The 25,820-nt window shown below is 58.1% G+C and carries 23 protein-coding genes and 3 pseudogenes; 15 read left to right on the top strand and 11 right to left on the bottom strand.

All coding sequences use genetic code 11. The features are described 5' to 3' along the window. The first annotated feature begins 84 nt into the window (after positions 1–84). The 3 genes from H2O17_RS04480 to H2O17_RS04490 all read left to right on the top strand — a co-directional run bounded on the left by H2O17_RS04480 (position 85) and on the right by H2O17_RS04490 (position 3,050). Positions 85–597 carry a hypothetical protein gene (locus H2O17_RS04480; protein ID WP_182050547.1) on the top strand — a complete coding sequence of 171 codons (513 nt, stop codon included), beginning with the start codon at positions 85–87 and terminating at the stop codon, positions 595–597. Beyond that, positions 598–870, top strand: a complete 273-nt coding sequence (gene tnpA, locus H2O17_RS04485) for an IS200/IS605 family transposase (protein ID WP_425486307.1) — start codon at positions 598–600, stop codon at positions 868–870. It begins immediately after the preceding gene. 927 nt (positions 871–1,797) lie between these two features. Beyond that, positions 1,798–3,050, top strand: a protein-coding gene (locus H2O17_RS04490) for an IS3 family transposase (protein WP_246311326.1) whose coding sequence is annotated in 2 segments (ribosomal slippage) — positions 1,798–2,089 and positions 2,089–3,050 — 1,254 coding nt in all. Because the reading frame shifts where the segments join, the coding sequence is not laid out codon by codon here. Positions 3,051–3,473: 423 nt separating this feature from the next. On the opposite strand, the gene H2O17_RS04495 is transcribed toward H2O17_RS04490, so the two are convergent. Further along, a complete protein-coding gene (locus tag H2O17_RS04495) occupies positions 3,474–3,716 on the bottom strand; it encodes a MarR family transcriptional regulator (RefSeq protein ID WP_182050549.1) in 243 nt (80 codons plus the stop codon). Positions 3,717–4,596: 880 nt separating this feature from the next. Beyond that, positions 4,597–5,037 (bottom strand): annotated as a pseudogene (locus tag H2O17_RS04500) (transposase); the annotation flags it as partial. Between the two features lie 352 nt (positions 5,038–5,389). Between H2O17_RS04500 and H2O17_RS04505 the strand changes: the two are divergent. Continuing rightward, positions 5,390–6,361, top strand: coding sequence for a transposase (locus H2O17_RS04505; RefSeq protein ID WP_182050551.1), 972 nt, complete (start codon positions 5,390–5,392; stop codon positions 6,359–6,361). A gap of 41 nt (positions 6,362–6,402) precedes the next feature. Here the strand turns inward: H2O17_RS04505 and H2O17_RS04510 are convergent. Next, positions 6,403–7,233 (bottom strand): annotated as a pseudogene (locus H2O17_RS04510) (IS256 family transposase); the annotation flags it as partial. Between the two features lie 108 nt (positions 7,234–7,341). Between H2O17_RS04510 and H2O17_RS04515 the strand changes: the two are divergent. Then, a complete protein-coding gene (locus H2O17_RS04515) occupies positions 7,342–7,854 on the top strand; it encodes a hypothetical protein (RefSeq protein WP_182050553.1) in 513 nt (170 codons plus the stop codon). Between the two features lie 98 nt (positions 7,855–7,952). Here H2O17_RS04515 and H2O17_RS04520 read toward each other — a convergent pair whose 3' ends face one another. Next, positions 7,953–8,141: a helix-turn-helix domain-containing protein gene (locus tag H2O17_RS04520; protein WP_220456826.1), complete on the bottom strand. Its 189-nt coding sequence runs from the start codon at positions 8,139–8,141 to the stop codon at positions 7,953–7,955. Between the two features lie 528 nt (positions 8,142–8,669). Beyond that, positions 8,670–9,823, bottom strand: a protein-coding gene (locus tag H2O17_RS04525; protein WP_182050556.1) for an IS3 family transposase whose coding sequence is annotated in 2 segments (ribosomal slippage) — positions 8,670–9,544 and positions 9,544–9,823 — 1,155 coding nt in all. Because the reading frame shifts where the segments join, the coding sequence is not laid out codon by codon here. A gap of 178 nt (positions 9,824–10,001) precedes the next feature. Here H2O17_RS04525 and H2O17_RS04530 point away from each other — a divergent pair. From H2O17_RS04530 to H2O17_RS04545, 4 genes are all read left to right on the top strand, one after another. Continuing rightward, complete coding sequence (locus H2O17_RS04530; protein WP_182050558.1) at positions 10,002–10,772, top strand: RHS repeat-associated core domain-containing protein; 771 nt, start codon at positions 10,002–10,004, stop codon at positions 10,770–10,772. A gap of 5 nt (positions 10,773–10,777) precedes the next feature. Next, the gene (locus H2O17_RS04535) at positions 10,778–11,206 is read left to right on the top strand and encodes a hypothetical protein (protein WP_182050559.1); all 429 of its coding nucleotides are present in this window, start codon (positions 10,778–10,780) and stop codon (positions 11,204–11,206) included. A 103-nt stretch (positions 11,207–11,309) separates the two neighbouring features. Then, on the top strand, positions 11,310–12,440 hold the full coding sequence (locus tag H2O17_RS04540; protein WP_182050561.1) for an RHS repeat-associated core domain-containing protein: 1,131 nt from the start codon (positions 11,310–11,312) through the stop codon (positions 12,438–12,440). Positions 12,441–12,446: 6 nt separating this feature from the next. After that, complete coding sequence (locus H2O17_RS04545) at positions 12,447–12,887, top strand: hypothetical protein (protein WP_182050563.1); 441 nt, start codon at positions 12,447–12,449, stop codon at positions 12,885–12,887. Positions 12,888–13,009: 122 nt separating this feature from the next. Here the strand turns inward: H2O17_RS04545 and H2O17_RS04550 are convergent. Next, positions 13,010–14,146: pseudogene (locus H2O17_RS04550) on the bottom strand (IS3 family transposase). Between the two features lie 460 nt (positions 14,147–14,606). Here H2O17_RS04550 and H2O17_RS04555 point away from each other — a divergent pair. Continuing rightward, complete coding sequence (locus H2O17_RS04555) at positions 14,607–14,954, top strand: hypothetical protein (RefSeq protein WP_182050565.1); 348 nt, start codon at positions 14,607–14,609, stop codon at positions 14,952–14,954. Between the two features lie 53 nt (positions 14,955–15,007). Here the strand turns inward: H2O17_RS04555 and H2O17_RS04560 are convergent, their stop codons facing one another. The 5 genes from H2O17_RS04560 to H2O17_RS11805 form a co-directional block, all read right to left on the bottom strand. Further along, a complete protein-coding gene (locus H2O17_RS04560; RefSeq protein ID WP_182050567.1) occupies positions 15,008–15,451 on the bottom strand; it encodes a pyrimidine dimer DNA glycosylase/endonuclease V in 444 nt (147 codons plus the stop codon). A gap of 53 nt (positions 15,452–15,504) precedes the next feature. Then, the gene (locus H2O17_RS04565) at positions 15,505–16,380 is read right to left on the bottom strand and encodes a DUF1295 domain-containing protein (RefSeq protein WP_182050569.1); all 876 of its coding nucleotides are present in this window, start codon (positions 16,378–16,380) and stop codon (positions 15,505–15,507) included. A 109-nt stretch (positions 16,381–16,489) separates the two neighbouring features. Beyond that, positions 16,490–18,319: an AMP-dependent synthetase/ligase gene (locus tag H2O17_RS04570; protein ID WP_182050571.1), complete on the bottom strand. Its 1,830-nt coding sequence runs from the start codon at positions 18,317–18,319 to the stop codon at positions 16,490–16,492. After that, on the bottom strand, positions 18,312–18,887 hold the full coding sequence (locus H2O17_RS04575) for a MarR family winged helix-turn-helix transcriptional regulator (RefSeq protein ID WP_220456827.1): 576 nt from the start codon (positions 18,885–18,887) through the stop codon (positions 18,312–18,314). The genes H2O17_RS04570 and H2O17_RS04575 overlap by 8 nt, the downstream gene beginning before the upstream one ends. Before the next feature lie 606 nt (positions 18,888–19,493). Continuing rightward, the gene (locus tag H2O17_RS11805; RefSeq protein ID WP_182050575.1) at positions 19,494–20,006 is read right to left on the bottom strand and encodes a GNAT family N-acetyltransferase; all 513 of its coding nucleotides are present in this window, start codon (positions 20,004–20,006) and stop codon (positions 19,494–19,496) included. 443 nt (positions 20,007–20,449) lie between these two features. Between H2O17_RS11805 and H2O17_RS04585 the strand changes: the two genes are divergently transcribed. The 5 genes from H2O17_RS04585 (at position 20,450) to H2O17_RS04605 (ending at position 25,812) form a co-directional block, all read left to right on the top strand. Then, positions 20,450–20,815 (top strand): ArsR/SmtB family transcription factor, encoded by a 366-nt coding sequence (locus H2O17_RS04585; RefSeq protein WP_182050576.1) that lies wholly within the window; start codon positions 20,450–20,452, stop codon positions 20,813–20,815. Further along, on the top strand, positions 20,812–22,683 hold the full coding sequence (locus H2O17_RS04590) for a heavy metal translocating P-type ATPase (RefSeq protein ID WP_220456828.1): 1,872 nt from the start codon (positions 20,812–20,814) through the stop codon (positions 22,681–22,683). The genes H2O17_RS04585 and H2O17_RS04590 overlap by 4 nt, the downstream gene beginning before the upstream one ends. 523 nt (positions 22,684–23,206) lie before the next feature. Continuing rightward, positions 23,207–23,488: an HU family DNA-binding protein gene (locus tag H2O17_RS04595; protein WP_182050578.1), complete on the top strand. Its 282-nt coding sequence runs from the start codon at positions 23,207–23,209 to the stop codon at positions 23,486–23,488. 186 nt (positions 23,489–23,674) lie between these two features. Further along, the gene (locus H2O17_RS04600; protein ID WP_182050580.1) at positions 23,675–24,010 is read left to right on the top strand and encodes a DUF3039 domain-containing protein; all 336 of its coding nucleotides are present in this window, start codon (positions 23,675–23,677) and stop codon (positions 24,008–24,010) included. After that, entirely contained in the window at positions 24,007–25,812 is a 1,806-nt protein-coding gene (locus H2O17_RS04605) for a DEAD/DEAH box helicase (RefSeq protein WP_182050582.1), read from the top strand. The genes H2O17_RS04600 and H2O17_RS04605 overlap by 4 nt, the downstream gene beginning before the upstream one ends. Positions 25,813–25,820: the final 8 nt, after the last annotated feature.

Genomic DNA, 25,820 nt, shown 5'->3' on the forward strand with positions numbered 1-25,820 from the left:
TACTATGACTATGGGACAACGGACTATGAGTCATATGCGTCCTGAATCACACCACCATTCTCATAAACACAAGAAAGACACCTCATGCGCACTCACCCGACTTTGCTGCAGAGCAGCACAAAACTAGCCGCAATATTAGCTGCCCTGCCACTTGCCTTTTCGCTGGCCGCTTGCTCGGCGGGTACCTCCAGTCCCTCTGACGATTATTCAAAGGGTTACAAGGACGGCTTAGCCGCGGCAGCAACTTCCAGTGGGGTACCAGAAGTTGGCACAACGCCGGTTGCCTCTGATAAGCACATCGGAGTGGTACCGAACTTGGTCGGGCAGAATGTTGCCCAGGCTGCAACCTGGAGTTTGAATGAAGATTTCAGAGTGATGGTTGGAGCGGGCAACTTGTTGGTCCGGATTATTACGCCCGACGGAACACTAGTCACTGAGGAGAATGCCGCCAACTACAAGATCGTATCTCAGGATCCTGCCGCGGGCACGTCTTTCAAAATGACCTATATGCTCGATGAGAACGGCAAAGAATATGGCAATCTCGTCGATAGCCAAGGCATCTGGGAAGTGGTTGTCAACGCCGAACCGATTGACTAAATGGACGTGTGCGAGGAACGAGACGCGCCCATTGAAGAACTCGAAGTTATGCCCGACCACGTACATCTGCTTGTCACATGTGACCCTCAGTACGGGATTCACCGGCTTGTCAAGCAGATTAAGGGCAGGTCGTCACGAATGCTCAGGGAAGAGTTTCCGCACGTCAAGTCCAGGTTGCCATCCCTGTGGACGAACTCGTACTTTGTTGCCACGGTTGGCGGGGCAACGCTCGCTGTTGTCAAGCGGTACATCGAAGCGCAGAAAGACGTGTAGCCGCCCTTTCCTCCCCACGGCTAAAGCCGAGGGTTTCTCGGGCGGTATCCGATGAATGTGCCCGATTTTCATGACATTACACACTGACATATCATTGATATATCAAGAAAAAATGCTTTACCCCTGTAGTCCCAGTGGAGAGGGAACATATCTCCAACATTCCTCGTTGGAGGCCTCCGGTCGATCCCATGTAGTCCCAGTGGAGAGGGATCATATCTCCAACGGCAACCGCTCGGTACCTGCGGGACTTCCCTGTAGTCCCAGTGGAGAGGGATCATATCTCCAACTGCTGCGAAGAGCACTTCGGTAGCCCTATAGTCCCAGTGGAGAGGGAACATATCTCCAACTGACCTCCAACAGGAGATGGAGAGCATCGGCGGCTCGTCCCTGTAGTCCCAGTGGAGAGGGAACATATCTCCAACTGAGTTCCAGCATTACGACGATCAGCCGCCTGTAGTCCCAGTGGAGAGGGAACATATCTCCAACTGAGTTCCAGCATTACGACGATCAGCCGCCTGTAGTCCCAGTGGAGAGGGAACATATCTCCAACTGCTGACGATCTTCGCCGCTTTCGCGCACCTGTAGTCCCAGTGGAGAGGGAACATATCTCCAACTGCACATCACTCAGCCCGCCCCTGTAGTCCCAGTGGAGAGGGATCGTATCTCCAACTGAACCACGACAACCTGACGGGCAAGGGCATGTCACCCCAGTGGAGAGGGAACATATCTCCAACGTTGAATCCATTGCTACTTCTCCTGTTCCTTGTCACCCCAGTGGAGGGGGAACATATCTCCAACTCAGTTGGAGGTTTCCAGCCGCTTGTCATCCCAGTGGAGAGGGATCGTATCTCCAACTTTTCAGAATCAGCTCATTGAATCGCCCTGGGTTTGATGGAGGCTCCAGAGTTACGGATGGAGAATGGATTCATGCCCCAACATAAGAACAAGGGACGCCGCTATTCCACTGAGGAAAAGGCTGCAGCGGTCCGGATGGTGCGAACGCTCCGCGCCGAGCTCGGTACGAGCCAAGGAACGACGTCGCGGGTGGCTGAGCAGCTCGGTTATGGTGTCGAGTCAGTGCGCTCCTGGGTGCGTCAAGCTGACATCGATGACGGTGTGAAAGCTGGTGTTACGACCGACGAGCAGACACGTATGCGAGAGCTTGAGCAAGAGAACCGTGAACTCAAGCGCGCGAATGAAATCCTGAAACGTGCCGCGTCTTTCTTCGGGGCGGAGCTCGACCGCCAACACCGGAGCTAGTGCGATTCATTAACGCGAACAAGGACGATATCGTGGCCGGCCGAAGGCTCGGGGTCGAGCGCATCTGCAGGGTTTTGCAGGTGGCCCCGTCGACGTATTATGCCGCGCATGGCAGACCAGCCTCTGCTCGGAAAATTAGAGATGCAGAGCTCGCGCCCAGACTGCTCGAGCTCTGGGAATCGAACTACTCCGTCTATGGCGTGCGGAAGCTCTGGAAAGCCGCGCAGCGTGCGGGCATCAATATCGGCCGTGATCAGGTCGCCCGGCTCATGAAAGCACTCGGGATTGAGGGCGTGCGCCGGGACAAGCGCGTGAAAACTACGAAGCCTGACCCGCGAATGCCGCGGCATCCTGATCTCGTGAACCGGGTATTCAGGGCGGATACGCCGAACCAGTTGTGGGTGACCGATTTGACGTTCGTGCCGACCTGGCAGGGCGTCGCCTACGTGTGCTTCATCATTGACGCATACAGTCGCGCGATCGTGGGCTGGCGATGTGCGTCGAGCATGAAGACCGAGACGGTACTCGACGCGATCGAGATGGCACGATGGTCACGCGGCAAGCACCTCCCGGCGCTGCGCTGCCATAGCGATGCGGGCAGTCAATTCACGTCTATTCGCTACGGTGAACGCCTCGCGGAGATCGGGGCGACGCCCTCGATCGGAACTGTCGGTGACAGCTATGACAATGCCCTCGCTGAGACGGTGAACGGATACTACAAGGCTGAGCTGGTGCGCGGGCCAGCGAAGTCGGGGCCGTGGAAAACGGTTGATGATCTCGAGCTCGCGACGCTGGGATGGGTGCACTGGCACAACACGCAGCGGCTCCACGGCTACCTCGGGGACGTGCCACCTGCGGAGTTCGAAGAAAAGTTCTATGCTGGGGATACCAGCGCCAAAGAACTGGTAAAAATCAAATGAGCTGAGTCTCCACTAAACCCAGGGCGATTCAGGACTCTGGACCAGAAAAGGATGGGCAGGCCGATCACAATAGACCCCCGACACGCCCGAACCATTACACACTTTTTGGCCTTTAACCCTAGACGCAACGATTACAACGACCATAGGAAAGACATTCCACAAAAACTGTCACAACAATCGGCTAACGTAAAACCTAAACCGGCACCCACTGAAAGGCACAGCCCTCATGTCCCACGTACAAAGAAACGCCTCACTACTCGCCAAAGCATGGTGGTTGTTGCTCACCATCTGCACAGCCGGCATCCACGCGATCTTCCGCGGACGCCCTAGGTAAACCAAAGACCCCCGCCTCACAAAGAAGCGGGGGGTCACCACCATTGGTAAAGTTACCAAGCCAAACCAAGGAGTAAAAACAAGTCTACATCACAACAAAGACCTCAAAGCTGCCTGAACCGCAGGATATGTAACACCCAACCTCCGAGCGATCTCGGACTGGGTAGCACCAGCATCGGCAAGCTCACGCATGACACGCGCACGCGCACGCCCAGCCTCCACAGCCGCCTGCCGGGCATCCTCGAGTGCACGATCCGCGACGATCAAACGATCCCAGTCCGACTCGGGAATATTTGCAACAGACTTCGGACGTCCACCCTTGCTACGAACCATAACGGTCATGATACCGGCACCTCCGCAACGATCTCACGCATACGAACAGTGCAAACAAACTCAAACGTTGCCACAACGATCACCCCTCCCCATGACGCAACGATCCCCAACGATCCGCCGTGAATAATCTGAATACACACGGGCATCACTTGCCGACAACATGAACCTCACACCCTTTCCCAAAGAACAACGATCACAACTACGCCAACAACGACGAACGATTACTCTCACGAATCATCCGAACTGAACGCCCAAGCACTAGCCGAATATGACGATCACCAGAAACGCCACTCGTCACTAACACGCCCATGTGGGCCTGCCGACGATCGGCATCACCCGTCAGCCCATCCCGATAACACGGAAAGTACGATCTCGAGCCGGGGTAGCATTCCCCAACCTTCACGACGGCCCATGGTTCCGCTCCCTGCGCTTGAATGAGCGACACAACACCACTCAACGACTCCGACAAATCCAGCAACGGCCCCACGGCCGCCGCAACCGAACCAGCAACGATCTGAATGCTGTCCACAACGATCACACCCCCCAAATCTCAAACGTACAACGCAAATTCGCAACATAACCATTCGTGTACGAACGTCCCGCCGCATCCTCCAACGTCAACGGTTCTTCAACACGCTTAACAAGGCGTTCAACTTCACCCCAAAGCTCCGGGACCTCTCCGATGTGCGTAGCAACGATCTGGCTATCATCAAACGTCGGCAACTCACACACCTTCACGACGGCCGCCCCCAATTTGAATGAGTCCAACGACTCACGCCAACGATCCGCCTCATTCCAAACGATCCCATCAGGGGACTCAACCATCACGCGTGAAACTTCGGGAGTGTCCGTTTAACGGTGGATGTGGTCTGGCGCATTTTTAGTTGATTCGGCCTTCGAAGGTGATCGCGAAGGCGTTCAGGGCGGGTTTCCACCTGGTTACCCATCGTGCCCGTCCCCGCCCGGTGGGGTCAAGGGAGCGGGTCACCAAGTACAGGCATTTCATCGCGGCCTGCTCATTGGGGAAGTGGCCTCTGGCTCGTACTGCTCGCCGGAAGCGGGCGTTCAGGGATTCGATCGCATTCGTTGAGCAGATCACTCGGCGGATCTCTACGTCGTAGTCCAGGAACGGGATGAACTGGTCCCAGGCCCGCTCCCAGAGTCCCCGAATCGCCGGATACTGGGCGTCCCACTTCGTAGCGAACTCCTCGAACCGTTCCCTAGCTGCGGCCTCAGTGGGGGCCGTATAGACCGGGCGCAGATCCCGGGCGATCTGATCCCAGTACTTCCGGGACGCGAACTTGAGGGCTAAAGGCCAAATGTGGTGTTTTTATGTTTGGGTATTCGTTGTGATGGTAGGGAAAGGTCCGCATCGTCTTGCTTGTGGGGCAAGATGAGGCGTGGTTGTGCTTGCTTCTCCCACTTTCCTCCGGTTATGTGGTAGCACCCTGTAATGCCTGCATATGGGTGTGTGGGAAGACGACGATCAACACGACCCTGCTCCATCTGCGCGCGTGGCCCAGTCCTAAAGAACGGGTACCGCAACGGACGAATCCGCTACCGGTGCGTAACCTGTGGCCAAGATCCACACCGTGACAGTGCTGCTCGCCCCGACATTTCCGACGTAGCTGTTCTCACCCGATTCCTCGAATATGTGACAGGCACAAGCACACATGAGCGACACCAGCCTGAGAAGCCAACGCCGTACCTGGCAATGGTGCTGGAACATTCCTAGTGCGAAGCCAGAACCAACCGGTGAGATCTATTCGAACGTCTTCATTGACGGGATCTACCTACCCTATGGCTGGTGCCTGCTCATCGCCCGCAATACAACACATGTTGTTGCCTGGCAGTGGGCCACCCGCGAAAACACTGCCGCCTACACCGCCCTGCTAGGCCAGCTGACACCACCAGACCTCGTCACCACCGACGGGGCGCGTGGAGCCCTCACAGCGCTCAACGCTCTGTGGCCTGACACTCCCGTCCAACGCTGCCTGATCCATGTTCACCGCAACAATCTACGCGACCTGACCAGGCATCCCGCAACGCCTGCCGGTCAAGCCCTTTTAGCGTTATCGCAACGGTTATTGAAGATTTCAACGAGGCAAGAAGCTGCCACATGGAGTGGGCTCCTTGTAGCCCTACACACCCAATATGAGGCTTTCTTCACGGAACGTACCTGGGCTCGTGACGTCCCTACACACCAGCGTCGTCACGGGCGAACATGGTGGTACACCCATGAACGTGACAGGCGCGTCTACCACCGCCTAGCACGCCTCCAACACGAGGGAAGCCTCTTCGCCTACCTGGATTTCACTCCGCCACGGGAGCGGACGACGAACCCTGTCGAATCAATCAACGCTCGCATCCGCGAACTGACCCACACCCACAGAGGAATGAGTCAAACCCACATGCAGGCAATGATCGACTGGTACCTCCATTCCACGACCGAGAATCCCCAGCCAGCCAGCCAGATACTCCGAGACTGGAACACGGCCGGCAGACCCAAGCGACACACCATCCCGAAGAAGACCCGACACAAACCACAACCCAGCGTCGGGGACATGCCCGTCCACTACGACACCGCACTCACCCCAGAAGAAGGACTCTGGACACGAAAAGGATGGGCCGGACGACCACACTAAACCCGCGACACACCCATCAGAATAAAAACACCACTTTTGGCCTTTAACCCGAACTTGAACGTGTTACGGACCAAATGGATGATGCACGTCTGCACCGTCGCGAGCTCCCACGTGGTCGTGATCGCCTCGGGCAGGCCTTTCAACCCATCACAGACCACAATGCAGACATCGTCGACACCCCGGTTCTTGATCTCGGTCAAGACGCCGAGCCAGTACTTCGCACCCTCACCACCATCACCGGCCCAGATACCCAGAATGTCGCGTTCCCCGCTGGTGGTGACGCCGATAGCGGCGTAGAACGGCCGGTTGGTGACCTGGCCGTCACGGACCTTCACCACGATCGCGTCGATGAACACCACTGGGTACACGCGATCCAGGGGACGGCCTGCCCACTCTGTCATCTGGTCGATGACCTTGTCGGTGATCTTCGAGATCGTGTCCTTCGACACCCTAGCCCCATACACTTCGGCGAAGTGCGCTGAGACTTCTCCGGTGGTCAGGCCCCGGGCGGTCAAGAACAGCACGATCTGGTCGATCCCGTCCAGCCTGCGCTGCCGTTTGCGCACGATCTGCGGGTCGAACGAGCCGTCCCGATCCCGGGGCACCTCGATCTCGACCGGCCCGATCTCGGTGATCACCGTCTTGGCTCTGGTCCCGTTACGCGCATTCACGTTGTCGGTGACCTAGTGTTTCTCGTAGCCGAGGTGTTCGGTCATCTCCGCATCCAGCGCGGTCTCGATGACCTGTCTGGTCAGCCCGGCCAGCAGGCCTCCCGGCCCGACCAGGCTCACGCCTTGTTCCTTGGCCTGCGCGAGCAGCTGCTCGGCAAGCTCTCTTTGATCAATGATCTGTCCCGTCACGGGATCAATCATTTCGGTCGATCGTGAATCTGTCACTGCCTTACCTTTCAGTCAGGCCAGACCCACATCCACCGTTTACCGGACAGTCCCAACGACGCCACCGCACAAGCCTTGCGCACGGTGGCTCTCAGCCAACTCTTGCAGAAGGCAGGCAAGAAGGCTTACGAGAGTGCGTGGGCACACCTGTCCACGGTTCTTCCCAACGACGCAGGAATGGAAGCCGTCATTGATGGGCACGTCGTCGCAACTGTCAAACTCGGAGAGAAGAACCCTGGCACGTATGCGCTTGAGGACATCGACGCATTCTTGGAATGGTGTGAGGAGCGCGAGATCAGTGTCCCGGTCGACACAACAACAACCTTCACCATCACAAACGTCGAGAGGTTTAAGGAGGTGTGCCGCAAAGCCGGTGTCACCCACAACGACTTCTTCGAAAAGCATGTTGAGCGCACGGTCTCAGCCTCACTGTTTACCGCCAAAGCGATCGCGGAAATCTTCAAAGAGGTTCCTGACGGAGTCGTCCACACTGACGGCCGCGCGCCTACCCGCACCGTCACCATCAAGGCCCCAGCTATGAAAGAGGCCCTGCACGATAACCCCCGCCTCATTGAGGCCATCGCAATAGGGAAGTAACCCCCAAACCACCACACAACCCCACCTTCATTCGTGAAGGTGGGGTTGTGTGGTGTCACAGACCCGAACGCGCAACTATCACACGGGCAGGGGTGTTCTCACGATCCGATGGTCTTGACGCGAGTGTAGGCCTTCTCAATATCAGACTCCTTGATCCACAAACGCCGAGACGTTCCTTTGATCCGATACGCCTTCAAACTCCCAGAAGAGATCTTGCGCCGCACAGTTTTGACAGACACGCCCATGTGGGTAGCTGTTTCCTCTAGGCTCAAATAGGAGTCTGCCACGGTAGGTCCTCATCACATCAGGGATAGGTTGCTACCTCTGTAGTGTGCGGATCGTGTGGCATGTGGACACGAATGGAGCACAGGCGCTCATTTCCACATTCGACACGCCGAAACGCAAACAGGCACAATTAAGGAACACGATCTTCAATTCTTGTGTTTGCGCTGGTCAGGACCTATATAGGTAAAATCTCCCCATCTCCACGGGAAGCCCCCGGAATCATTGAGATTCCGGGGGTTTCTTCGTTTGTTCAAGCCAGATTGAACACGACCTACTTCGGCATCTAAGGCTTTGGCCTATAGGGCTCTTCGTGTGGCGTATAGAGGGTATGCGGGCCAGGAACGCCTTATGACCGGTGCCCTACATGGCACCTCCTGTCCCATAGACCGAACCGGGCAAGGTAGGCATCATCGATGGGGGAGTATTCCACCGGCACGGGATGAGGAGCGATGCCATCCTCGACGTCCGTGAGTAGCACGTACGTGGTGCTCTTGAATATGTCGGCGGGCAACTCTCCTGGGCCGCCCCCTTCATTCGGTCCGGACGGTCTGTGAGTCGTCGGTTTCGATTTGATGGGTGCACTTTTGAGCGTGCTCGGCTGGGGGTAGGTAGCCGAGCGAGGAGTGCCGTCGGTGGTGGTTGTAGTCGTCTTTCCAGTCGCCGATCAGGACCTGGGCGTGTGGCAGCGAGTAGAAGCTGTTGATGTTGAGGCACTCGTCGCGGGTCCGGCTGTTGAACGACTCGACGTACCCGTTGCGCGATGGCGAGCCCGGCGGGATGTAGGACAGTCCGGTGCGGGTGCCGGCCCAGTCGGCCATCGCGTCGCTGATGAACTCCGGCCCGTTGTCGGACCTGAGCACCGCGGGGGCGCCTCTGGTGGCGACGAGGTCCTCGAGGTGGGCGGTGAGCCGGTCGGTGGTGATCGACCGTTCGGTGAGCCCGCCGATGTACTCTCGAGTATGTTCGTCGATGATCGAGCAGATCTTGATCGGCCGGCCCTGTTCGTCGGCGTCGAACTGGAAGTCCACTGCCCACACCGCAGTCGGCGCGTCCGCGGTCGGCGCGTCGATGGTCGAGGAGCCGACGTGTTTGCGGCGACGCCGCTGCGGGACGCGGAGGCCCTCGTCACGCCAGAGGCGTTGGATCTTCTTGTGGTTCACCACCCGCCCCTCAGCGCGGGCGTCGTGATACGCGCGCCGGTACCCGTAGCGGGGATGGTTCTTCGCCCAGGCGCGCAGCCAGTTCCGCAGCGCCGGGTCTGGGTCCGCGACCGTGTCGGCGTTGAGTGGACGCCGGTATGCGGAGCGTGAGAGCCCGGCCAGACGGCACGCCATCCGCTCGCTCACCTGCAGTGTCCTGATCAGGTGAGCGACGGCGGCACGGCGCCTGCCCGGGCCTAGAAGTTTCCTTCAGCCAACTCCTTGAGCGCCGCCTTCTCCAGCTCCGCCTCCGCGAGCAACCGCTTCAAGGTGGCATTCTGCTTTTCGAGTTCCTTGAAGCGCTTCGCGTCGTCGGCCTTGAGGCCGCCGTACTGGTTCCGCCACCGGTAGTAAGTCTGCTCGGATACCCCAAGCTCCCGACACACCGCCGCGACATCCTGCCCGTCGGCGAACATCCTGTCGGCCTGCCCGAGCTTGCGGACCACCTGCTCCGGGGTGTGACGCTTCCTGCTGTTGTTCGTCATGATCTGACCAGTCTCCCTGCCCGCAGCCGCGGGCAACAGGACAACTCTCAGAACACCCGGACCTACGAAACGGGGTCAGCCCAAGAGTGATAATCCTGGTTGGGTTTCCACGACAACGAATGAGTCATCGAGCGTGACGCGGTATGTGTCTTCCATTGGTGGAGACCTTGGTGCTTCGATGACTGATGGTGTCCTTGTTCTCAACATTGTGGACCCGCTTGGGAACGTGGCGACAACACTGACATCTGAAGGCGACACCCTCACCCCTGGCGAGTTAGGCCAGTGGGACGAGTACGGCAATAGACTCACTGCACACAGTACCGTGAGTGGACCGCTGACCTATGGATGGCTGGGAGGTAAGGAACGCGCAGTTGATGACACAACTGGCCTCGTATTGATGGGGTCACGCCTCTACAACTCTGTCACTGGACTGTTTACTTCCGTTGACCCAGTCCCAGGTGGAAACACCACCGAATACGGTTACCCGCAAGACCCTATCAACACCATGGATCTTGACGGCAACTCGTGGTGGAGTCGCCACTGGAAGAAAGTCGTGGCCGTTGTGGCCGTTGTGGCCGTCGTCGCAACAGTGTGTGTGGTTGGAAGCTTCGGATGTGGAGCTGCCCTGGCAACAGGAGCACGATTTGTCGCCGGACGTGCAGCGGCTGCCGCACCTAAGGTACTCAACGCAGGCAAAGCTGCCGGGAAGGCCTTCTACAACACTAAAGTTGGTAAGTTCATCAACAACGGAAACAACGTTCTCCGGATAGGCCCGAAATCGGATGGGACGTTCCGTGTGAGTATAGGTGCTGCAAAGAATCACTTTAAGGACCTATCCGCGTGGAGGCAAAAGCTTCAGCCATATCATGTCCATATGCAAAAGTCAGGCGGAGCTATCTATAATCATCGGACTGGTGTTCGGAACCAACTATGGCCACGACCGAGGTAAGTAAGATGTCGGAGAAGAGCATCGCGATGGCGATAGAACTAATGCGGGAGTTTTCCACTGGTATTGAAGGTCTCGTGTTCGAGCTTTCTCTGGAAGAAAATAGTCGTGCTTACATGACGATGTGGGAAGAAAGAGATCCGTCTGTATGGTTTTCGATCCGGTACAGGGGTGGTGAGCTTGTCATGTTCGACACGATGAATTGGTTTGGTGATTTCAGGCTATGGGAGAATACCGACAGTCCAGAGGAGTTGAGAGGTTATCTCAACGAGTTGATAGACGAAGGCCGCGCCTTTCTCGAACAGCGTCCCACTCCCACGGGTCGTTTCTTTCCGAAGATCGTATTGAACACCGCCTCAGGGGAAGTCGTCTTGACGCAAAATTTGAACCGGTCATTGCATAACATATTGACTTTTCGTTGGCTAAGAAGGAGATAATCTGTGTCGCCGTTCATGATAGTGACGGCAACATAACATAGTGGTCAGTTTCCGATGCGGTTTGTCGTCCAATATTACGGGCACCGGGAAATATGGCACAGTGATGAGCATTTTGTCGTCCTGGATCTTTGATGCTGCGAACAGGGTCCAGTCGGGGAGTGATGGGCAGGGTGGGTATGTGTATGACGGGTTGGGCCGCCAAACAGTGATCCCAGGCAGTGACACGGTGACAGGTAGCGGAGATCTGTCCATCGCCTATTACGACAATGATCTGGTTGCGTCAACCTCACAAAACGGTGCGACGAGCACCTTCACGCTTGACCCGGCAGGAAGGCGGTTGAACCAGACGCTGACCGTATCGGGGGGTCAGACACAACTCGTCCGTCACTATACGGATGAGAGTGATAATCCTGGTTGGGTTTCCACGACAACGAATGAGTCATCGAGCGTGACGCGGTATGTGTCCTCTATTGGTGGAGACCTTGGTGCTTCGATGACTGATGGTGTCCTTGTTCTCAACATTGTGGACCCGCTTGGGAACGTGGCGACAACACTGACATCTGAAGGCGATACCCTCACCCCTGGCGAGTTGGGCCAGTGGGACGAGTACGGTAACAAGCTCACCACTGGCACCATGAATGGTGGCCCCATCACGTATGGCTGGCTCGGAGGTAAGGAACGCGCAGTTGATGACACAACTGGCCTCGTATTGATGGGGTCACGCCTCTATAACCCTGTCACTGGTCTGTTTACTTCTGTTGACCCAGTCCCAGGTGGAAACACCACCGAATACGGTTACCCGCAAGACCCCATCAACAAGATGGATCTTGACAGCAACTCGTGGTGGAGTCGCCACTGGAAGAAAGTCGTGGCCGTTGTGGCCGTTGTGGCCGTCGTCGCAACAGTGTGTGTGGTTGGAAGCTTCGGATGTGGAGCTGCCCTGGCAACAGGAGCACGATTTGTCGCCGGACGTGCAGCGGCTGCCGCACCTAAGGTACTCAACGCAGGCAAAGTGGTGGGGAAGAAGGCACTGCAGAACAAGCATTGGCGTATCGGAAAGGACGGGATGGGGAACCTCCGTGTGTCGCTTGGTTCGGCACCCAAACACTACAACAAGCTGAGCGCTGCTCAGAAGAAGTGGCATCCCTATAGTGTTCACATGGAGCGAGGCAAGGGTTTCCTAACGAGAAACAAAGACGTGAGACAGTGGCAAATGTGGCCGAGGAGGAAGTAATCGAATATGAGCGATGTGAATCCGAGAGTAGCGGCGTTGTTTTCCTTCATGGAGGAGGTGGCCCGGGTGGTAGATGACAATGTGTATGAGGTGTCGGTTGAGTCAGGGGAAGTAATGCTTCGCGGGCACCCTGAGAATTGTTCGGAGATAAGCTTCAGCGTTACGACCGATTGTGGCCTGATCAATCAGGTGTGGACGTCTGATGGCTATATGACCGGACGGACTGGTTACGATGATCAGCCCGTTGAAGAGATAGAGGCGTTTATCAGTGAGCTAGTCGCGATTGGACGGCAGTATCTGATTCAACGCCCGGTTCCAACTGGATTCTTTTTCCCAAAGATTGTCGTACATATGCCACACAGACAAGAAACGCTCCGTCGTACATTGTTCGAAGACCTTGGTCGAATTCTTTCGTTGCGGTGGATTAGGGAAGTAAGGGCACGGTGAGCCATTTAGGGAACATCGGTGGTCTTGGTGGTGCTCTGTTCTTTCACATGCCTGCGGTGTGAAGTGCTTTGGGTTTGGTGGAGACTCAGCTCATGTGATTTGGACCAGTTTTTTGGTGCTGGTTATCCCATTATCCCGGCGTAGAACGACTTCTCGAACTCTGCTGGGGGGCGCATCGCCGAGGTAGCTATGCAGCCGCCTGGTGGTGTGCCAGTGCACCCGGCCGAGGGTCGCAAGCTCAAGCTTATCAACTGTTTTGCACGGCCCTGATTTCGTGGGTCCGCGTATGAGCTCAGCCTTGTCATACCTATTCACGGTCTCGGCGAGAGCGTTATCGTAGCTGTCACCAACGGTCCCGATCGAGGGCGTCGCCCCGATTTCTGTGAGGCGTTCACCGTATCGAATCGACGTGAATTGACTGCCCGCATCGCTGTGACACCGCAACTCTGGAAGTTGGCTACCACGTGACCAACGTGCCATTTTGATCGCATCAAGCACTGTCTCGGTCTTCATGTTCGATGCGCACCGCCATCCGATGATCGCGCGGTCGAACACGTCGATGATGAAGCACACGTAGGCGACGTCCTGCCAGGTTGGCACGAACGTCACATCGGTAACCCAGAACGGGTTTGGCGCATCCGAGCTGAACACGCGATTGACCAGGTCAGGATGCCTGGTCGCTGTCTGGTCAGGCTTCGGGGTCGTCACCCGCTTCTCACGACACACCCCATAGGCGGAGTAGTTCGACTCCCAGATTGTATGAAGCTGCGGTGCTACCTCTACATCCTGAACGTGCCGGGCAGAGGCTGGCCTGCCGTTTGCGGCGTCATACGTTGATGGGGTCGCCTGCACCACGCGGCAGATGCGCTCGACCCCGGAGATGACGGTCAGCAACAACGTCATCTTTGGTGCGGTTGATAAAGGCCTCTCATTCGTGTGTTGGCGGCCCGACTCCGCCCCGAAGGACGACGCGGCACGTTTCAAGATTTCATTGGCCCGTTTGAGATCCCGATTCTGCTGCTCAAGTTCCCGCATGCGTGTTTGAACGTCGGTCGTGACCCTACTCTCACGCCGTCGTCGATGTCTGCGTGGCACACCCATGCACACACTGACTCGACTCCGTAACCGAGATGCTTGGCCACGCGCACAGTCGTTCGTTGGCTCGTGCCGAGCTCGTCGCGAAGGGTACGCACCATCCGGACCGGTGCAGCTTTCTCTTTACCGGAGTATCGGCGCCCCTTGTTCACATGCTGTGGCATAGTCCCATTCTCTTTCCAAAGTACGGAGCCTCCAACAAACCCAGGACGCTTCAACCGTCACTTTCAGTGGTGTTAGATCTGGGACGTACACGATCTCTGCAATCACATGGGGAGAATACCGAGATGGGGTAGACAGACTCCTCTCGTTGCCCGGGCAGGTCTTATTGCAGACGTGTGAGAGTTCTCGCCCCGGAGCAAACCTCGTGATCTCCTTATCTCAGTGATGGAGGTGGTTGCGCCGCACACTACTAGGGCATGAACATGAGTGCGGGTGACCGTGAGCGCCAAGAGCAGTTCCGTCGTCCGACCGGAGATTATGGAACCCAGCCGGGAGTAAATGCGCCGGGGCCATCAGCCTTGTCCAAACGCCTGTCCGATATTCCTTAAGGACCCATCAACAAGGTAACGGAAGTGTCGAACTCTGACACTTCCCCTTCTTTCGTGCCTCGTCGAGGCTCTCATGGGTGATCTGGGCGCCGCCGTTGAAGAACCAGGACGCGATGGTCAGCGTCTCGGCTTGGACGAAGATCTTGTTGACGAAGTAGTCGAACAGCAGCTCCCTGGTCTCTGGCGTGTCCATCGTGGCGTGCGCGAAGTGCTGGTAGATCGCTTCGATGGAGGCCTCGTCCTCGAAGTGCGTTGCTTTGACCCGCTCGGCCTGGATCGGGGCGCCATCGAGAACAATGAGGGCGCGCCCGCGGCAGATTCAGCCGATCATGGCGTGGACAAGCCCTGTCATGACATATCCGGCTCGTGCCACGATCCGGAAACATGGGCTCTGCGTGAGACCGGCGATAGTGCGTACTAGGCTCCTAGCGTTTCCCATGCGACAAGGCAAAACGGCCGTGAGCCGACATGTCCCTATCGGGTTGTGAAGCGCTCCCACGATTCGATATCGCCGGGGACAACCGTGAAGAGCGGGTGCGGATCGGCAGGGACCATGAGGGAGGCGATTCTGTCCGCGTCGTCAGGGTGACGAGTCTGCACTTTTGCGAGGAGGTGGCGGCGTTCGTAGTCGAGCTGTCCTTCGTTGACAGTGAGTTGAATGTCTGGTTCTGCACGGAGAAGGATCTTCGTTGCATCGAACTTGTACTGCCGGGCCGTGGCCTCTTCTGCGATGTAGCTGAGATAGGTGCCGATTGCGCCCCGCGGGTCCACAGATTCGCGGAACCGGATGAGCTGAGGATGGTTCGTGTAGCCCTTTGTCTGTCCGTTGAGGACTGCCTGTGCGAGCAGGCCCTCTCGCCACCCGGCCAAAAGGCCCTGGCGGTCGAGGTAGCGGGGGTGGAGTGACCATATGCGCATGGATGTTTCTTTCGACGACGAGGAGGGGCCGGCCGTTGCCAACCCCTCCGTCACTACTTGGTGCGTGGTGGGAGCGGCACGAGCAGTGACGTGCGCTCAATGTAGTCGCGGTACGCGGGTTCGTCGCCCCAGCGTTTCTCGCCCTGCTTCTGGAGGAGCGGAATGCCGCTGACCTTGGTGAGAAGGATCGTGACAAAGACGGGGGAAAGCAGGCCGACATATTGCCAGCCGGACAGGTTGGGAAGCGCAACGAGAGCGACCCCGAGCCACAGGGTGATCTCACCGAAATAGTTGGGGTGTTGCGACCAGGCCCACAGGCCGGTCGTGATGAAGCGTCCGTTGTTCTCTGGTCTGCTCCGCCACATCCTCTTCTGGACATCGGCGGTCACCTCGATGACGACGCCGATGATCCACAGGGCAACGCCGACGAAGAAGCGCCAATCGACATCGACCTGGTCGGCAGACGTCATCGCAATCCATGCGGCGGATGCTGTGAATGTGACCCACAGGCCCTGAATGTTCCACACGTTGAAGAAGCGGAGCGGAACCTTCTTGATCTCGTCGAAACGACTGTCCCGCCCGTCCTTCTTGATACGGAGATAGAGGAAGGAGCCGAGGCGCAGTGCCCACAGCATGACCATGAGGCCGAGGATGATCGACCGTGTGCTGAGATCGGGGACCGTCAGGAGAATGATGAGGGAGATCGATATGTATGTGATGCTGCCGGCCAGGTCGAAGTACTTTTCCGTCATGTTCAGCTGTGCGTGGATGTACACGAGCCATTGGATGACGAAGGCGAGGGCCACGACTACCGCGAAGAGCGGCAGTGAGCCAACGGCGGCACCGTTGTAGGAGCCGGCCCAGGCGACTAGTGCGCCAAGAAGGATCGTGATCGTGATCGCGATTAACGGTTTGAGATTCTGTTTCATGTTGCTTCCGATGTTGAAGGGAAGTTGCGAAGGATGAGGGAGGTAATCGCTGCTGTGATCGCACACACGATCATGGCGATCAGCCAACTGAGAAGCCACCGTTTCGCTCTCATACACTTGAGCCGTTCTTGTACAGATCGTCGATGACGTTGGAGAGGGCCTGGATGACGCGCGAGCGCCGGAGCTTCATCGTCGGGGTGACGAAGTCCCCGCCCGGGTTGAGGTCGCACAGGAGAACCTTGAAGCGTTTGATCTGTTCGGGCGCGGACACGCTGAGGTTGGCGAGACGGATGGAGGGCAGGATGCGGGCAATGAGATCCTCTCGGGTGACCTGAGATGCCTCGGTAGCCTCACCAGGGGATGAGATTCCCTGTTTCGCTGCCTCTTCCGGGTCGAGGAAGATGAGGGCGGCCGGGTATGGTCGGGAGTCTCCCACCACGACGGCGTGCGCCACGAGAGGGTTCTCCTCAACCTTGGCCTGCCACCCCTGCGGTTCAATTGTCTTGCCTCCCGCGGTCACCACGGTGTCGCGGATGCGACCGGTGATGGTGAGTCGGCCTTCCGCGTCGAGGTGCCCGAGGTCTCCCGTTTTCAGGAATCCGTCGACGAATGCGCCCTCGTTGTGGTGGTCGCGGTAATAGCCGGGGGAGACGCCGATGCCGCTGGCAAGGATCTCGCCAGCGGGCGAAATGCGAACGGTATGTCCGGGGCTTGGCCGGCCGACAGTGCCGGCGTAGTTGTGTCCGGGACGGTTGCCCGTCAGTGGTGCCGTTGTCTCGGTGAGGCCGTAGCCTTCAATGACCTCGAGGCCCATGCCTCTGAAGAGGCGATTGATCGAGGCATTGAGCGGCGCCGCACCGCACAGGAGGTACTCAATGTTCCCACCCATAAGCGCCCGAACCTTCGAGTAGAACAGCTTGTCGTAGAGACGCCTCTTGAGGGATACCCCCTTTGGGGGTATGTCATTCGGATCGTGCTGGAGGCGTTCGAGATGAGAGCCCCAGGCGATCCCGGTTCGCTCAGCATCGCGCCACAGCCACCCCATCTTCTTCTCCTCGGCCCTCGCGGCAAGACGTTCGCGAACCTTTTCGAGGATCCGGGGAACAACAACGAGGAAGGTGGGGCGAATGCCGCTGAGTGCGGCTATGGCCTGTTTCGGATCGGGCTCGTAGCTGATCGTCATCCCGGCCGCGATGCAAATGAGCTGAAGACCGCGGGCGAGAACGTGCGCGAGGGGAAGGAAGATCAGGGTCGATCCGCGATCGTGGACTACCTCCGAATAGTCCGCCCCGATGTTCAGCACCTGTCCCATGAGGTTACGGTGCGTAATGACAACGCCCTTCGGCGATCCCTCGGTACCAGATGTGTAAACCATGGTGGCGGTGTCATCCAGACCGGCCGAAAGCCTGCGCTCCTCGACGGTCGCGCTGTCGATGCTGATGCCAGTATCTCCGACCTGGGAGAGGCCATCATCGCTGAGATCCCATGCCGTGACCTGACGTCCCGTGTCGAGGCCGCTGTCGATGATTGTGCGGCGCTTCGCCTCGCTGTCAGCAAATGCCCACTGGACTTCTGCATCGATCATCATCTGACGAACCTGCTCCGGGGAGGATGAGTCGAAGACTGGGATAACAATGGCGCCGACCCAGAACGACGCCATGTCGGCGACTGCCCACGGGTATCCGGTGGCTCCCTGAATCGCGAGCCTGTCACCGGCGCGAACGCCCTGCGCGATCAGACCTCGAGCCGTTGCCGTCACGAGATCGTAGAACTCTCGTGTCGTCACGTCGACGAGCGTCCCGTGCCTCTCGATTCGGAACGCACGATGGTCGGGAGCAATCGCGACCCGGTCGGCCAAGAGATCGGTGACGTTCCTCCGGTGCTCCATGTCGACAAGCGCGGGCGTCGATGCCTCGGCGACAAATGAGTGATCAGTCATGTTCTGCCCAATCCGCGTTCTTCATATCGATTCTTTCAGCCATGTCTTGGAGGAACTCGATCACGATTTCTCGCTCGTGGGGGCGCAGGCGCGCGGCGGCGTAGAAACGGCGTGACTGAAGGCGCCCGACCGTTTCGTAGGCGGCCTTCCGCGTCGAAGGATTCACCCTGATCTGCAGCGCGCGGCGGTCGGAAGGGTGCTGGCTACGTGTGATGTGATCAGCCGCCTCCAGCCGGTCCAGCAGCTTCGTGGTGGACGCGGGAGAGATGTTGAGATACTTCGTGATCTTGCTGGGCGTGGCAATATCCTTCTGGTTCTCGCACACCAAGAGATAGTGCAGGGCCCTCATGTCAGTCTCGTTGAGCTCCATGTATTTCGCGGATGCCTCGCTCACCTCTCGTTCCACCTCCCTCAGCTTGCCAAGAGTTCGCATGAGCCGGGTGATCTGGGCGATGTCCTCATCGGTGAGACCTTCAAGATCGACGAGTTCGCCCGAGGGGTCGTTCTCTCGAATTCCATACATCTCCATCTTTCCGGCTTCCGCTGGAGCGGGTGTGCTGTCTACCATGACCACCATCTTAATACATTAGGCGAACAATATGCCAAGCGAAATAAATAATTCATTGCTCGATCCTCAGAAAAGGAAGTGACGCGGCGAAAAGTCAACAGACTGACCGCGGCAAACACTCAACAGACGCCCGTGAGGGCAGGGTGGATTCTCATAGCAAGTGCAGACTTCCAAGCTGCACACAGACGCCCGTGAGGGCCAGGGTGGACGGTAGGTGAGAGTTGTGGTCGTGTCCGACGACGGCGCTCTCGCCGACGAACTTCCGGATTCGTTGACGGCCTTTGTCACGGGCCCCGCGGGTTTGACTGCGGATCTCAGCGAGGATTTCGGAGGAATAGACAGCCTGCTTCTCGGCGTCGCCTTCCTTGCTGTTCTCCTGATCCTCCTCGTTATCGGAGCATTCGGTGCGTTCTCCCTCAAGGCTGATGGTGTCGCCCAGACTGTTTTCGTCCTCACGGTCTCCGAGGCCCGTGATGGTCAGCAGAAGCTCTCCGAACGCTTCGCCGCAGGCTGTGGCAACGCAACGAACTTAACCGCAGTGCGCTCCCGCTCATTGGCCGCACGCCGTTTTTGTTGCGCGAGTGAGAATCCGCAGGAACTCAAGCTTCAAGACTCCCAGCGCGTTTCTCCGTCCGTGATTGTCTCTGTGGCGTGCAAGCCAAGATTGCGTGCCACTGCGACTGAAGGCACGTTTGCGGGGCTGATGTTCGCAACGAGGAGTTCGACTCCTTGGGAGCGCAACCAGTCACACATGATTCTTGCGGCATCCGTTGCGAACCCACGTCCTTGATGTACAGGTGAGATAACCCAAGCTACATTTGCGTAAACAACTCCGCCCTTGTTGGCCAGTGTGGCTTGAGTGAAGCCAACCGCTTCTCCAGAGTCTTGTGTGCGAACGATCCAGTTCATCCAACCCTCCTGACCGTCTCCGGAGTGTCCCACGACTTGTCTCTTGTAACGTTCGGTCAACTGGGTGACCGTAGGGGCAACCCCACCGATATGGTCATAAATGGCGGAAGGTGCCAGAACGTCAACCATCTCGCCAGCATGCTCTATTGTTAACGGCTCGAGCATCAAGCTTGCTGTCCCGAGGGCAACTGGAGTGGGCCAAGATTTCATCAATCAAGTATTTCATGCCACCGACTTCTCATGAATCAAGAGTCTTACCTGACCGCTTCTAGAGAGCCTGACGAAGATCAGGCTTCTGATGTTCGGACGGCATTGTCCGAGCTACCGCGCGCGACTTGGAAGAGCCCAACATCGGTGGAATCGTGACAAGTCAATACGTGACCGTTGTGGTCGTCGTCGGGGCCTTTTCACCTGCGGAGCCTGGAGGACCCCTCGTCTGCGGTGCGCAAGTGCCATCACCGGTTGGTTGTGATGGTTGCCCTCGCTGCAATTGTGGTTGTGTCAAGCGCGGCTCGCGCGGTGCTTGTAACTCATTAGTGCAAAGCCGGAACCGAGTTTCGGAAGGGTGCGTGCCATATAAGCGCGTTGAGCGTTCGTAGGCAGGGTTTTGACCATGCCTTGTGTCACTCCAGACCGAGACTTAGTATCTTCGCATGTGTGAAGATACTAAGCTTTCTGCGTTGAGTGTGGACCCGCAGTATGTGGAGTTGGCAGCGGACGTGTTCGCGATGCTTTCCGATGCCACTCGCATCAGGATCGTGCTTGCACTCAGCGAGCGCGAGATGTCGGTAGGGGAGCTTGCCGAAGCGGTCGGAAAATCGCCCACTGCAGTTTCCCAACATTTGGCAAAACTCCGCTGGGGAAAGGTAGTTCACGCGCGGCAGGCAGGTACCCGAGTGTTCTACAGCCTCATCGATGAACATGCCGGTGAGCTAGTCACCCAAGCTGTGTACCAGGCCGAACACGCAGTCGATAGCCTTCCGGCGCACCACCGCGGCGTGGGGAGGGCAGCGCTGTGAACGCCGTCCAACCTGCAACCGTCGAATCCGAGGATGTGCTCTTGGGAGTCGGCCTATGGCAAAGAATCAACCATAGAGACCTCGCCCGAACCGCCTTCGTCGCACTGTGCACGGTCGCGGTGGCGCTCGGCCTAGTGTGGCCCTCCCATGCGTTACCCCTGGTTGCTGTTGCGGGCCTGATCGTAGGGTGTTGGCCCATCCTGACTGAGGCATGGGAGGACGCGCGTGCCCGCCGAATGAGCATGGAACTCTCCATGCTCATCGCCATCGCAGCGGCAGCTCTGATCGGTGAGTGGGTCACAGCGTTGTTGGTCACCACGTTCGTCCTTGCGGCCGAGATCCTCGAAGACCTATCGATGGATCGTGGCCGGGACGCCCTCACCGATCTCATGGCCTTTCTTCCTGAAATGGTGCAGATTCGTCGCGGCAACGCCATTGATTCGGTTGCGCTTGCCGACGTCGAAGCCGGCGACGTCGTCGTCGTAGCACCGGGTGGGCGGATCCCCGTTGATGGAACGGTTCTCACTGGGGAATCAACTGCGGATACATCACGGATAACAGGGGAGTCTCTGCCGGTGGAGATCGGCCCGGGATCGGCTGTCTACTCCGGATCGATCAATCAGATCGGCGCGGTCGAGCTTCGTGCCGAGCGGGTAGGTGAGGATTCCTCCTACGGGCGCATTGTGGAGGCAGTGCGTTTAGCGCAGTCGTCTGAACCACCGGTCGCACGGCTTGCAGACAAGTTGGCAGCGCGGTTGGTTTATCTGGCGCTGATTGGTGCAGTAATCACATATATCGCAACGAGCGATGTTACTGCGACGATATCGGTGGTGGTAGTTGCCGGAGCTTGCGGCATCGCAGCAGGCACTCCGCTTGCGGTTCTTGCGGCAATTGCACGTATCGCCCGCTCTGGCGCTTTCGTGAAAGATGGAGCCCATCTGGAGGCCCTTTCTGAAGTGGACACAGTGGTGTTTGACAAGACGGGAACTCTCACAACCGGTACTCCAACGGTGGTGGACATACATGCACGACCTGGCAACGATGCGGAGAACATCCTGCGGCTGGCGGCAGCTGCGGAAGCATACTCTGAGCATCCTCTTGGGCAGGCCATAATTGGTTTCGCGCATTCTCATGGTCTAGAAGTTGAGCCAGCTACTGACTTTGAATACCACCTTGGCAAGGGTGTTACTGCAACGAGCCACGGCCATGCCATCGCTGCCGGAAGTCGAGCCTTAGTGCCAGATGCTCCGGACGCCATGGATGGGCGGGGTATATCTACTCCCGTGTATGTGAGTATCGATGGGAGGTTCGCTGGGACCATTCTGCTGGCCGATACCGCGCGTGAGTCTGCTCAGAGTGCGGTAGAGCAACTGCACAGGCGTGGGCTCCGCACCATCATCATCACGGGAGATCAGGAGGTCACGGCACGGGCGATAGCAGGCGAGTTAGGCATCGACGATTTCCGTGCTGGATTGCTGCCGCACGAGAAGCTCGCAGCCATCGATGCCGAACGGGCCGCGGGGCACCGGCTGGCAATGGTGGGCGACGGAGTGAACGATGCGCCCGCGCTCGCTCGCGCCGACGTTGGCATTGCAATGGGCTCGGGTACTGACATCGCGCGGGACAGTGCCGACGTGGTACTCATCAGCTCAGATATGAACGATTTGGTTCAAACGATCGATGTGGCACAGCGAGCCCGTCGAATCGTCATGTTCAACTTTGGTGGCACCATAGCTGTGGATCTGATCGGTATGGCGTTGGCCGGGTTCGGACTGCTCGGCCCTGTCTTGGCTGCTCTTGTGCACGTTGGGAGCGAGACCGTTTTCATCCTCAACTCCGCTCGTCTCATTCCCGGAAGGAAAGGCTAGCGGTGGATTCCCGGAAGGAAAGGCTAGCGGGGGATTCCCGGAAGGAAAGGCTAGCGGGGGAGATTTCCTCTGCTCGCGATGTGAGGCGGCCACGCACCGGATGTTCTGATTAACGTCCCGACATGCGGGGTAACCCCGGTGTTGTGGAACTGCGGTAGTGTCATTCGATCCTGTGAGTTCCACGAGCGAGCCAAAACCCGCTACATCTAGCCGATTGCGGCGAACTCGCGAACGTTGTATGTTGAGACAGCTAATAGATCGATGCTCGACAACAGGCACCTACGGTGAGAATTCAGGTTCTGATGTCAAACACGTGGAGTTCGGCAACTTGCCGGGGTCTGTTTCGGCGATTGCTCACGCATTTGCAGTGGTGTTTGGCTTATCGTTACTGTGAATTCCCTCGGTAGGATCTAGGGTTTTCACCGATCAAGTATGTATTGACCGGAGATTATCCGATAGATTTTTGCCTAATGGCCCCAGATGGGCCAAGCATCCACAAATACTGAAAACGAGAGGTACGGGAATGTCCCTTAACCGCACTGAACTGATCGCTGCGATCGCCGAAAAGGCAAACCTGTCCAAGTCCGACGCTGACAAGGCATTGGCTGCTCTTCAGGAAGTCCTAGTCGAGTCCCTCGCCAATGGCGAAGCCGTCAAGATTACTGGCCTCTTGGCAGTGGAGCGCACTGAGCGCGCCGCGCGTAAGGGCCGCAACCCACGTACCGGCGAAGAGATCGAAATTCCAGCCGGCTTCGGCGTCAAGCTGACTGCTGGTTCGGCGCTGAAGAAGGCTGTCGCTAAGTGATTCTTAGCTAGTCATTGCGCATAGCTCAGGCGGGGCCCGGCACACACGTGCCGGGCCCCGCCCTCATTTCCCGCAAGCTGACCTGCGCATGTGCAAGCAGCAGGGTGTGGTGTGCCGGCGACACTCCCCGATGAGAAACTACACAGATGTGGCGGAGCAGGTGGGCAACTCTTCTACACTGGTTCCATGAGCACTTTGCCTCCTGAGCCACCAAGCACACCCGGCGAGCCGGGCGGACCTGATTCCGCAACTTCTGCGGGCACGGAAGTCCTTGAGCGCACAGAGGAACAGCGTTCTCCGGGAGACGAGGAACGCTACGCGCACTACGTGCGCAAGGAGCGGATCACTGAGTCGGCCATTATGGGGCAGCCCGTCGTGGCACTGTGCGGCAAGGTGTGGACGCCTTCGCGTAACCCTGACCGTTTTCCCATCTGCCCCACGTGCAAGGCAATCTATGAAGAGATGGGCAAGGGCGGTTCTGGTTGGCCATTTGGCCCTGACGTTCCGGGAAGCGATAAGTGACCGGCGGGTCACGTTCCGCCTCACGCCCTAACCCACGATCGGCATCGGTCTCCGCTGCCGTAAGCCTGTCCCCTTCTTTCCCGCAGCGTGCTGCGTGGGGAACGGCATCTTCTTTGCGCGCGTGGCAGGCAGAGGCGCTCGAACGCTACTTTGCAGAGGATCCGCAGGACTTCTTGGCAGTTGCTACGCCAGGAGCGGGAAAGACAACGTTTGCGCTGCGCATCGCCGTCGAACAACTCTCGCGTGGCACGGTACGCAAGGTGACTGTGGTGTGCCCAACCGAGCATCTGAAGACTCAGTGGGCACAGGCGGCTTCCCGTGTTGGACTCCAACTCGATCCCGATTTCACCAATGCTCAAGGCGAGGAAGGCAGCTTTTTTGACGGTGTGTGCGTGACGTATGCGCAGGTGGCTGCCAACCCGGAGTTGCACCGGTCGCGTACGCGCCGGCGTCCAACTCTTGTGATCCTCGACGAGATCCACCACGGCGGTGACGCGCTTTCTTGGGGCGATGGAATCCGGATGGCATTTGACGCTGCTACGCGCCGCCTCTCTCTGACAGGAACTCCTTTTCGTTCGGACACGTCACCGATTCCGTTCGTTGAGTACGCGCCAGATGGCGACGGCGTCAAGCGGTCGCGTGCCGACTTTACGTACGGCTATAGCTCCGCATTGCGTGACGGGGTTGTTCGCCCGGTCATGTTCCTCAGCTATTCCGGCCAGATGCGCTGGCAGACCAAGCAGGGCGACGTGGTTTCGGCAACGCTTGGTGAACCGCTGACAAAGGATATGACGGGCCAGGCGTGGCGTACTGCGCTTAACCCTGATGGGGATTGGATCCCTGCGGTCCTCTCCGCGGCCGACGAGCGCCTGACAAACGTGCGGCGTTATATCCCAGACGCCGGTGGTTTGGTGATCGCTACTGATCACAAGACGGCGCGTGCGTATGCTTCTCAACTGGCGATGATTTCGGGTGAGGAACCCACGGTTGTGTTGTCCGACGACGCCGGCGCCTCCGATCGTATCGAGGAGTTTGCGAACGGATCTTCCAGGTGGATGGTCGCAGTCCGCATGGTCTCGGAAGGTGTGGACGTGCCGCGCCTCTCGGTTGGTGTGTATGCGACCTCGACTGCCACAGCGTTGTTCTTTGCTCAGGCCGTTGGGCGGTTCGTGCGAGCGAGGAAGCGCGGGGAGACGGCAACGGTGTTCCTTCCTTCGGTTCCGCAGTTGCTGGAGCTGGCTGGCGAGATGGAGAAGGAGCGCGAGCACGCGCTGGCTAAGCCTGAAAACCATGAAGATGGCATGTGGAATGACGAGGAGCTCGCCGAGGCGAATCGGGAAGAAGCTGCCTCGGACCAGTTGGCGCTGCCAGGTTTTGCTGCCTTGGATTCGGAAGCGTCCTTCGATAGGGCGCTGTTTGATGGCGGCGAGTTTGGAACCACTGCTCTGGTGGGCTCTGATGAGGAAGCTGACTTCTTAGGGATTCCTGGGCTCCTTGAACCTGAAGAAGTGACAACGCTGTTGCGTCACCATCAAGCAGAGCAGAACAAGCGCAACAACTCAGGAAACGCGAAGCCAGCTACTACTTCACTACCGCAGGATGAGATGAAGCGGAGGCGAGCTGCGCGGAAGGAGCTCTCTAGTTTGGTTTCTGCGTGGGCGCTCAAGAGCGGAGAGTCGCACGCGATGATTCACTCGCGGCTGCGATCGATCTGTGGTGGACCAGAGGTACCTCGTGCATCGGCAGACGAGATCGAGGCGCGGATTGCTCAGGTCCGCCGCTGGTTTGTAGGCAGAAAGTAGCTAAGCAC

This window comes from Changpingibacter yushuensis (genome assembly GCF_014041995.1).
Lineage (GTDB): Bacteria > Actinomycetota > Actinomycetes > Actinomycetales > Actinomycetaceae > Changpingibacter > Changpingibacter yushuensis.

Coding starts and splice junctions, on each gene's coding strand:
- H2O17_RS04480 (WP_182050547.1), top strand. CDS start 85: ATGCGCACTCACCCGACTTTGCTGCAGAGCAGCACAAAACTAGCCGCA.
- tnpA (WP_425486307.1), top strand. CDS start 598: ATGGACGTGTGCGAGGAACGAGACGCGCCCATTGAAGAACTCGAAGTT.
- H2O17_RS04495 (WP_182050549.1), bottom strand. CDS start 3,716: ATGGTTCGTAGCAAGGGTGGACGTCCGAAGTCTGTTGCAAATATTCCC.
- H2O17_RS04505 (WP_182050551.1), top strand. CDS start 5,390: ATGAGCGACACCAGCCTGAGAAGCCAACGCCGTACCTGGCAATGGTGC.
- H2O17_RS04530 (WP_182050558.1), top strand. CDS start 10,002: ATGACTGATGGTGTCCTTGTTCTCAACATTGTGGACCCGCTTGGGAAC.
- H2O17_RS04535 (WP_182050559.1), top strand. CDS start 10,778: ATGTCGGAGAAGAGCATCGCGATGGCGATAGAACTAATGCGGGAGTTT.
- H2O17_RS04540 (WP_182050561.1), top strand. CDS start 11,310: ATGAGCATTTTGTCGTCCTGGATCTTTGATGCTGCGAACAGGGTCCAG.
- H2O17_RS04545 (WP_182050563.1), top strand. CDS start 12,447: ATGAGCGATGTGAATCCGAGAGTAGCGGCGTTGTTTTCCTTCATGGAG.
- H2O17_RS04555 (WP_182050565.1), top strand. CDS start 14,607: ATGGGTGATCTGGGCGCCGCCGTTGAAGAACCAGGACGCGATGGTCAG.
- H2O17_RS04560 (WP_182050567.1), bottom strand. CDS start 15,451: ATGCGCATATGGTCACTCCACCCCCGCTACCTCGACCGCCAGGGCCTT.
- H2O17_RS04565 (WP_182050569.1), bottom strand. CDS start 16,380: ATGAAACAGAATCTCAAACCGTTAATCGCGATCACGATCACGATCCTT.
- H2O17_RS04570 (WP_182050571.1), bottom strand. CDS start 18,319: ATGACTGATCACTCATTTGTCGCCGAGGCATCGACGCCCGCGCTTGTC.
- H2O17_RS04575 (WP_220456827.1), bottom strand. CDS start 18,887: ATGGTAGACAGCACACCCGCTCCAGCGGAAGCCGGAAAGATGGAGATG.
- H2O17_RS11805 (WP_182050575.1), bottom strand. CDS start 20,006: ATGAAATCTTGGCCCACTCCAGTTGCCCTCGGGACAGCAAGCTTGATG.
- H2O17_RS04585 (WP_182050576.1), top strand. CDS start 20,450: ATGTGTGAAGATACTAAGCTTTCTGCGTTGAGTGTGGACCCGCAGTAT.
- H2O17_RS04595 (WP_182050578.1), top strand. CDS start 23,207: ATGTCCCTTAACCGCACTGAACTGATCGCTGCGATCGCCGAAAAGGCA.
- H2O17_RS04600 (WP_182050580.1), top strand. CDS start 23,675: ATGAGCACTTTGCCTCCTGAGCCACCAAGCACACCCGGCGAGCCGGGC.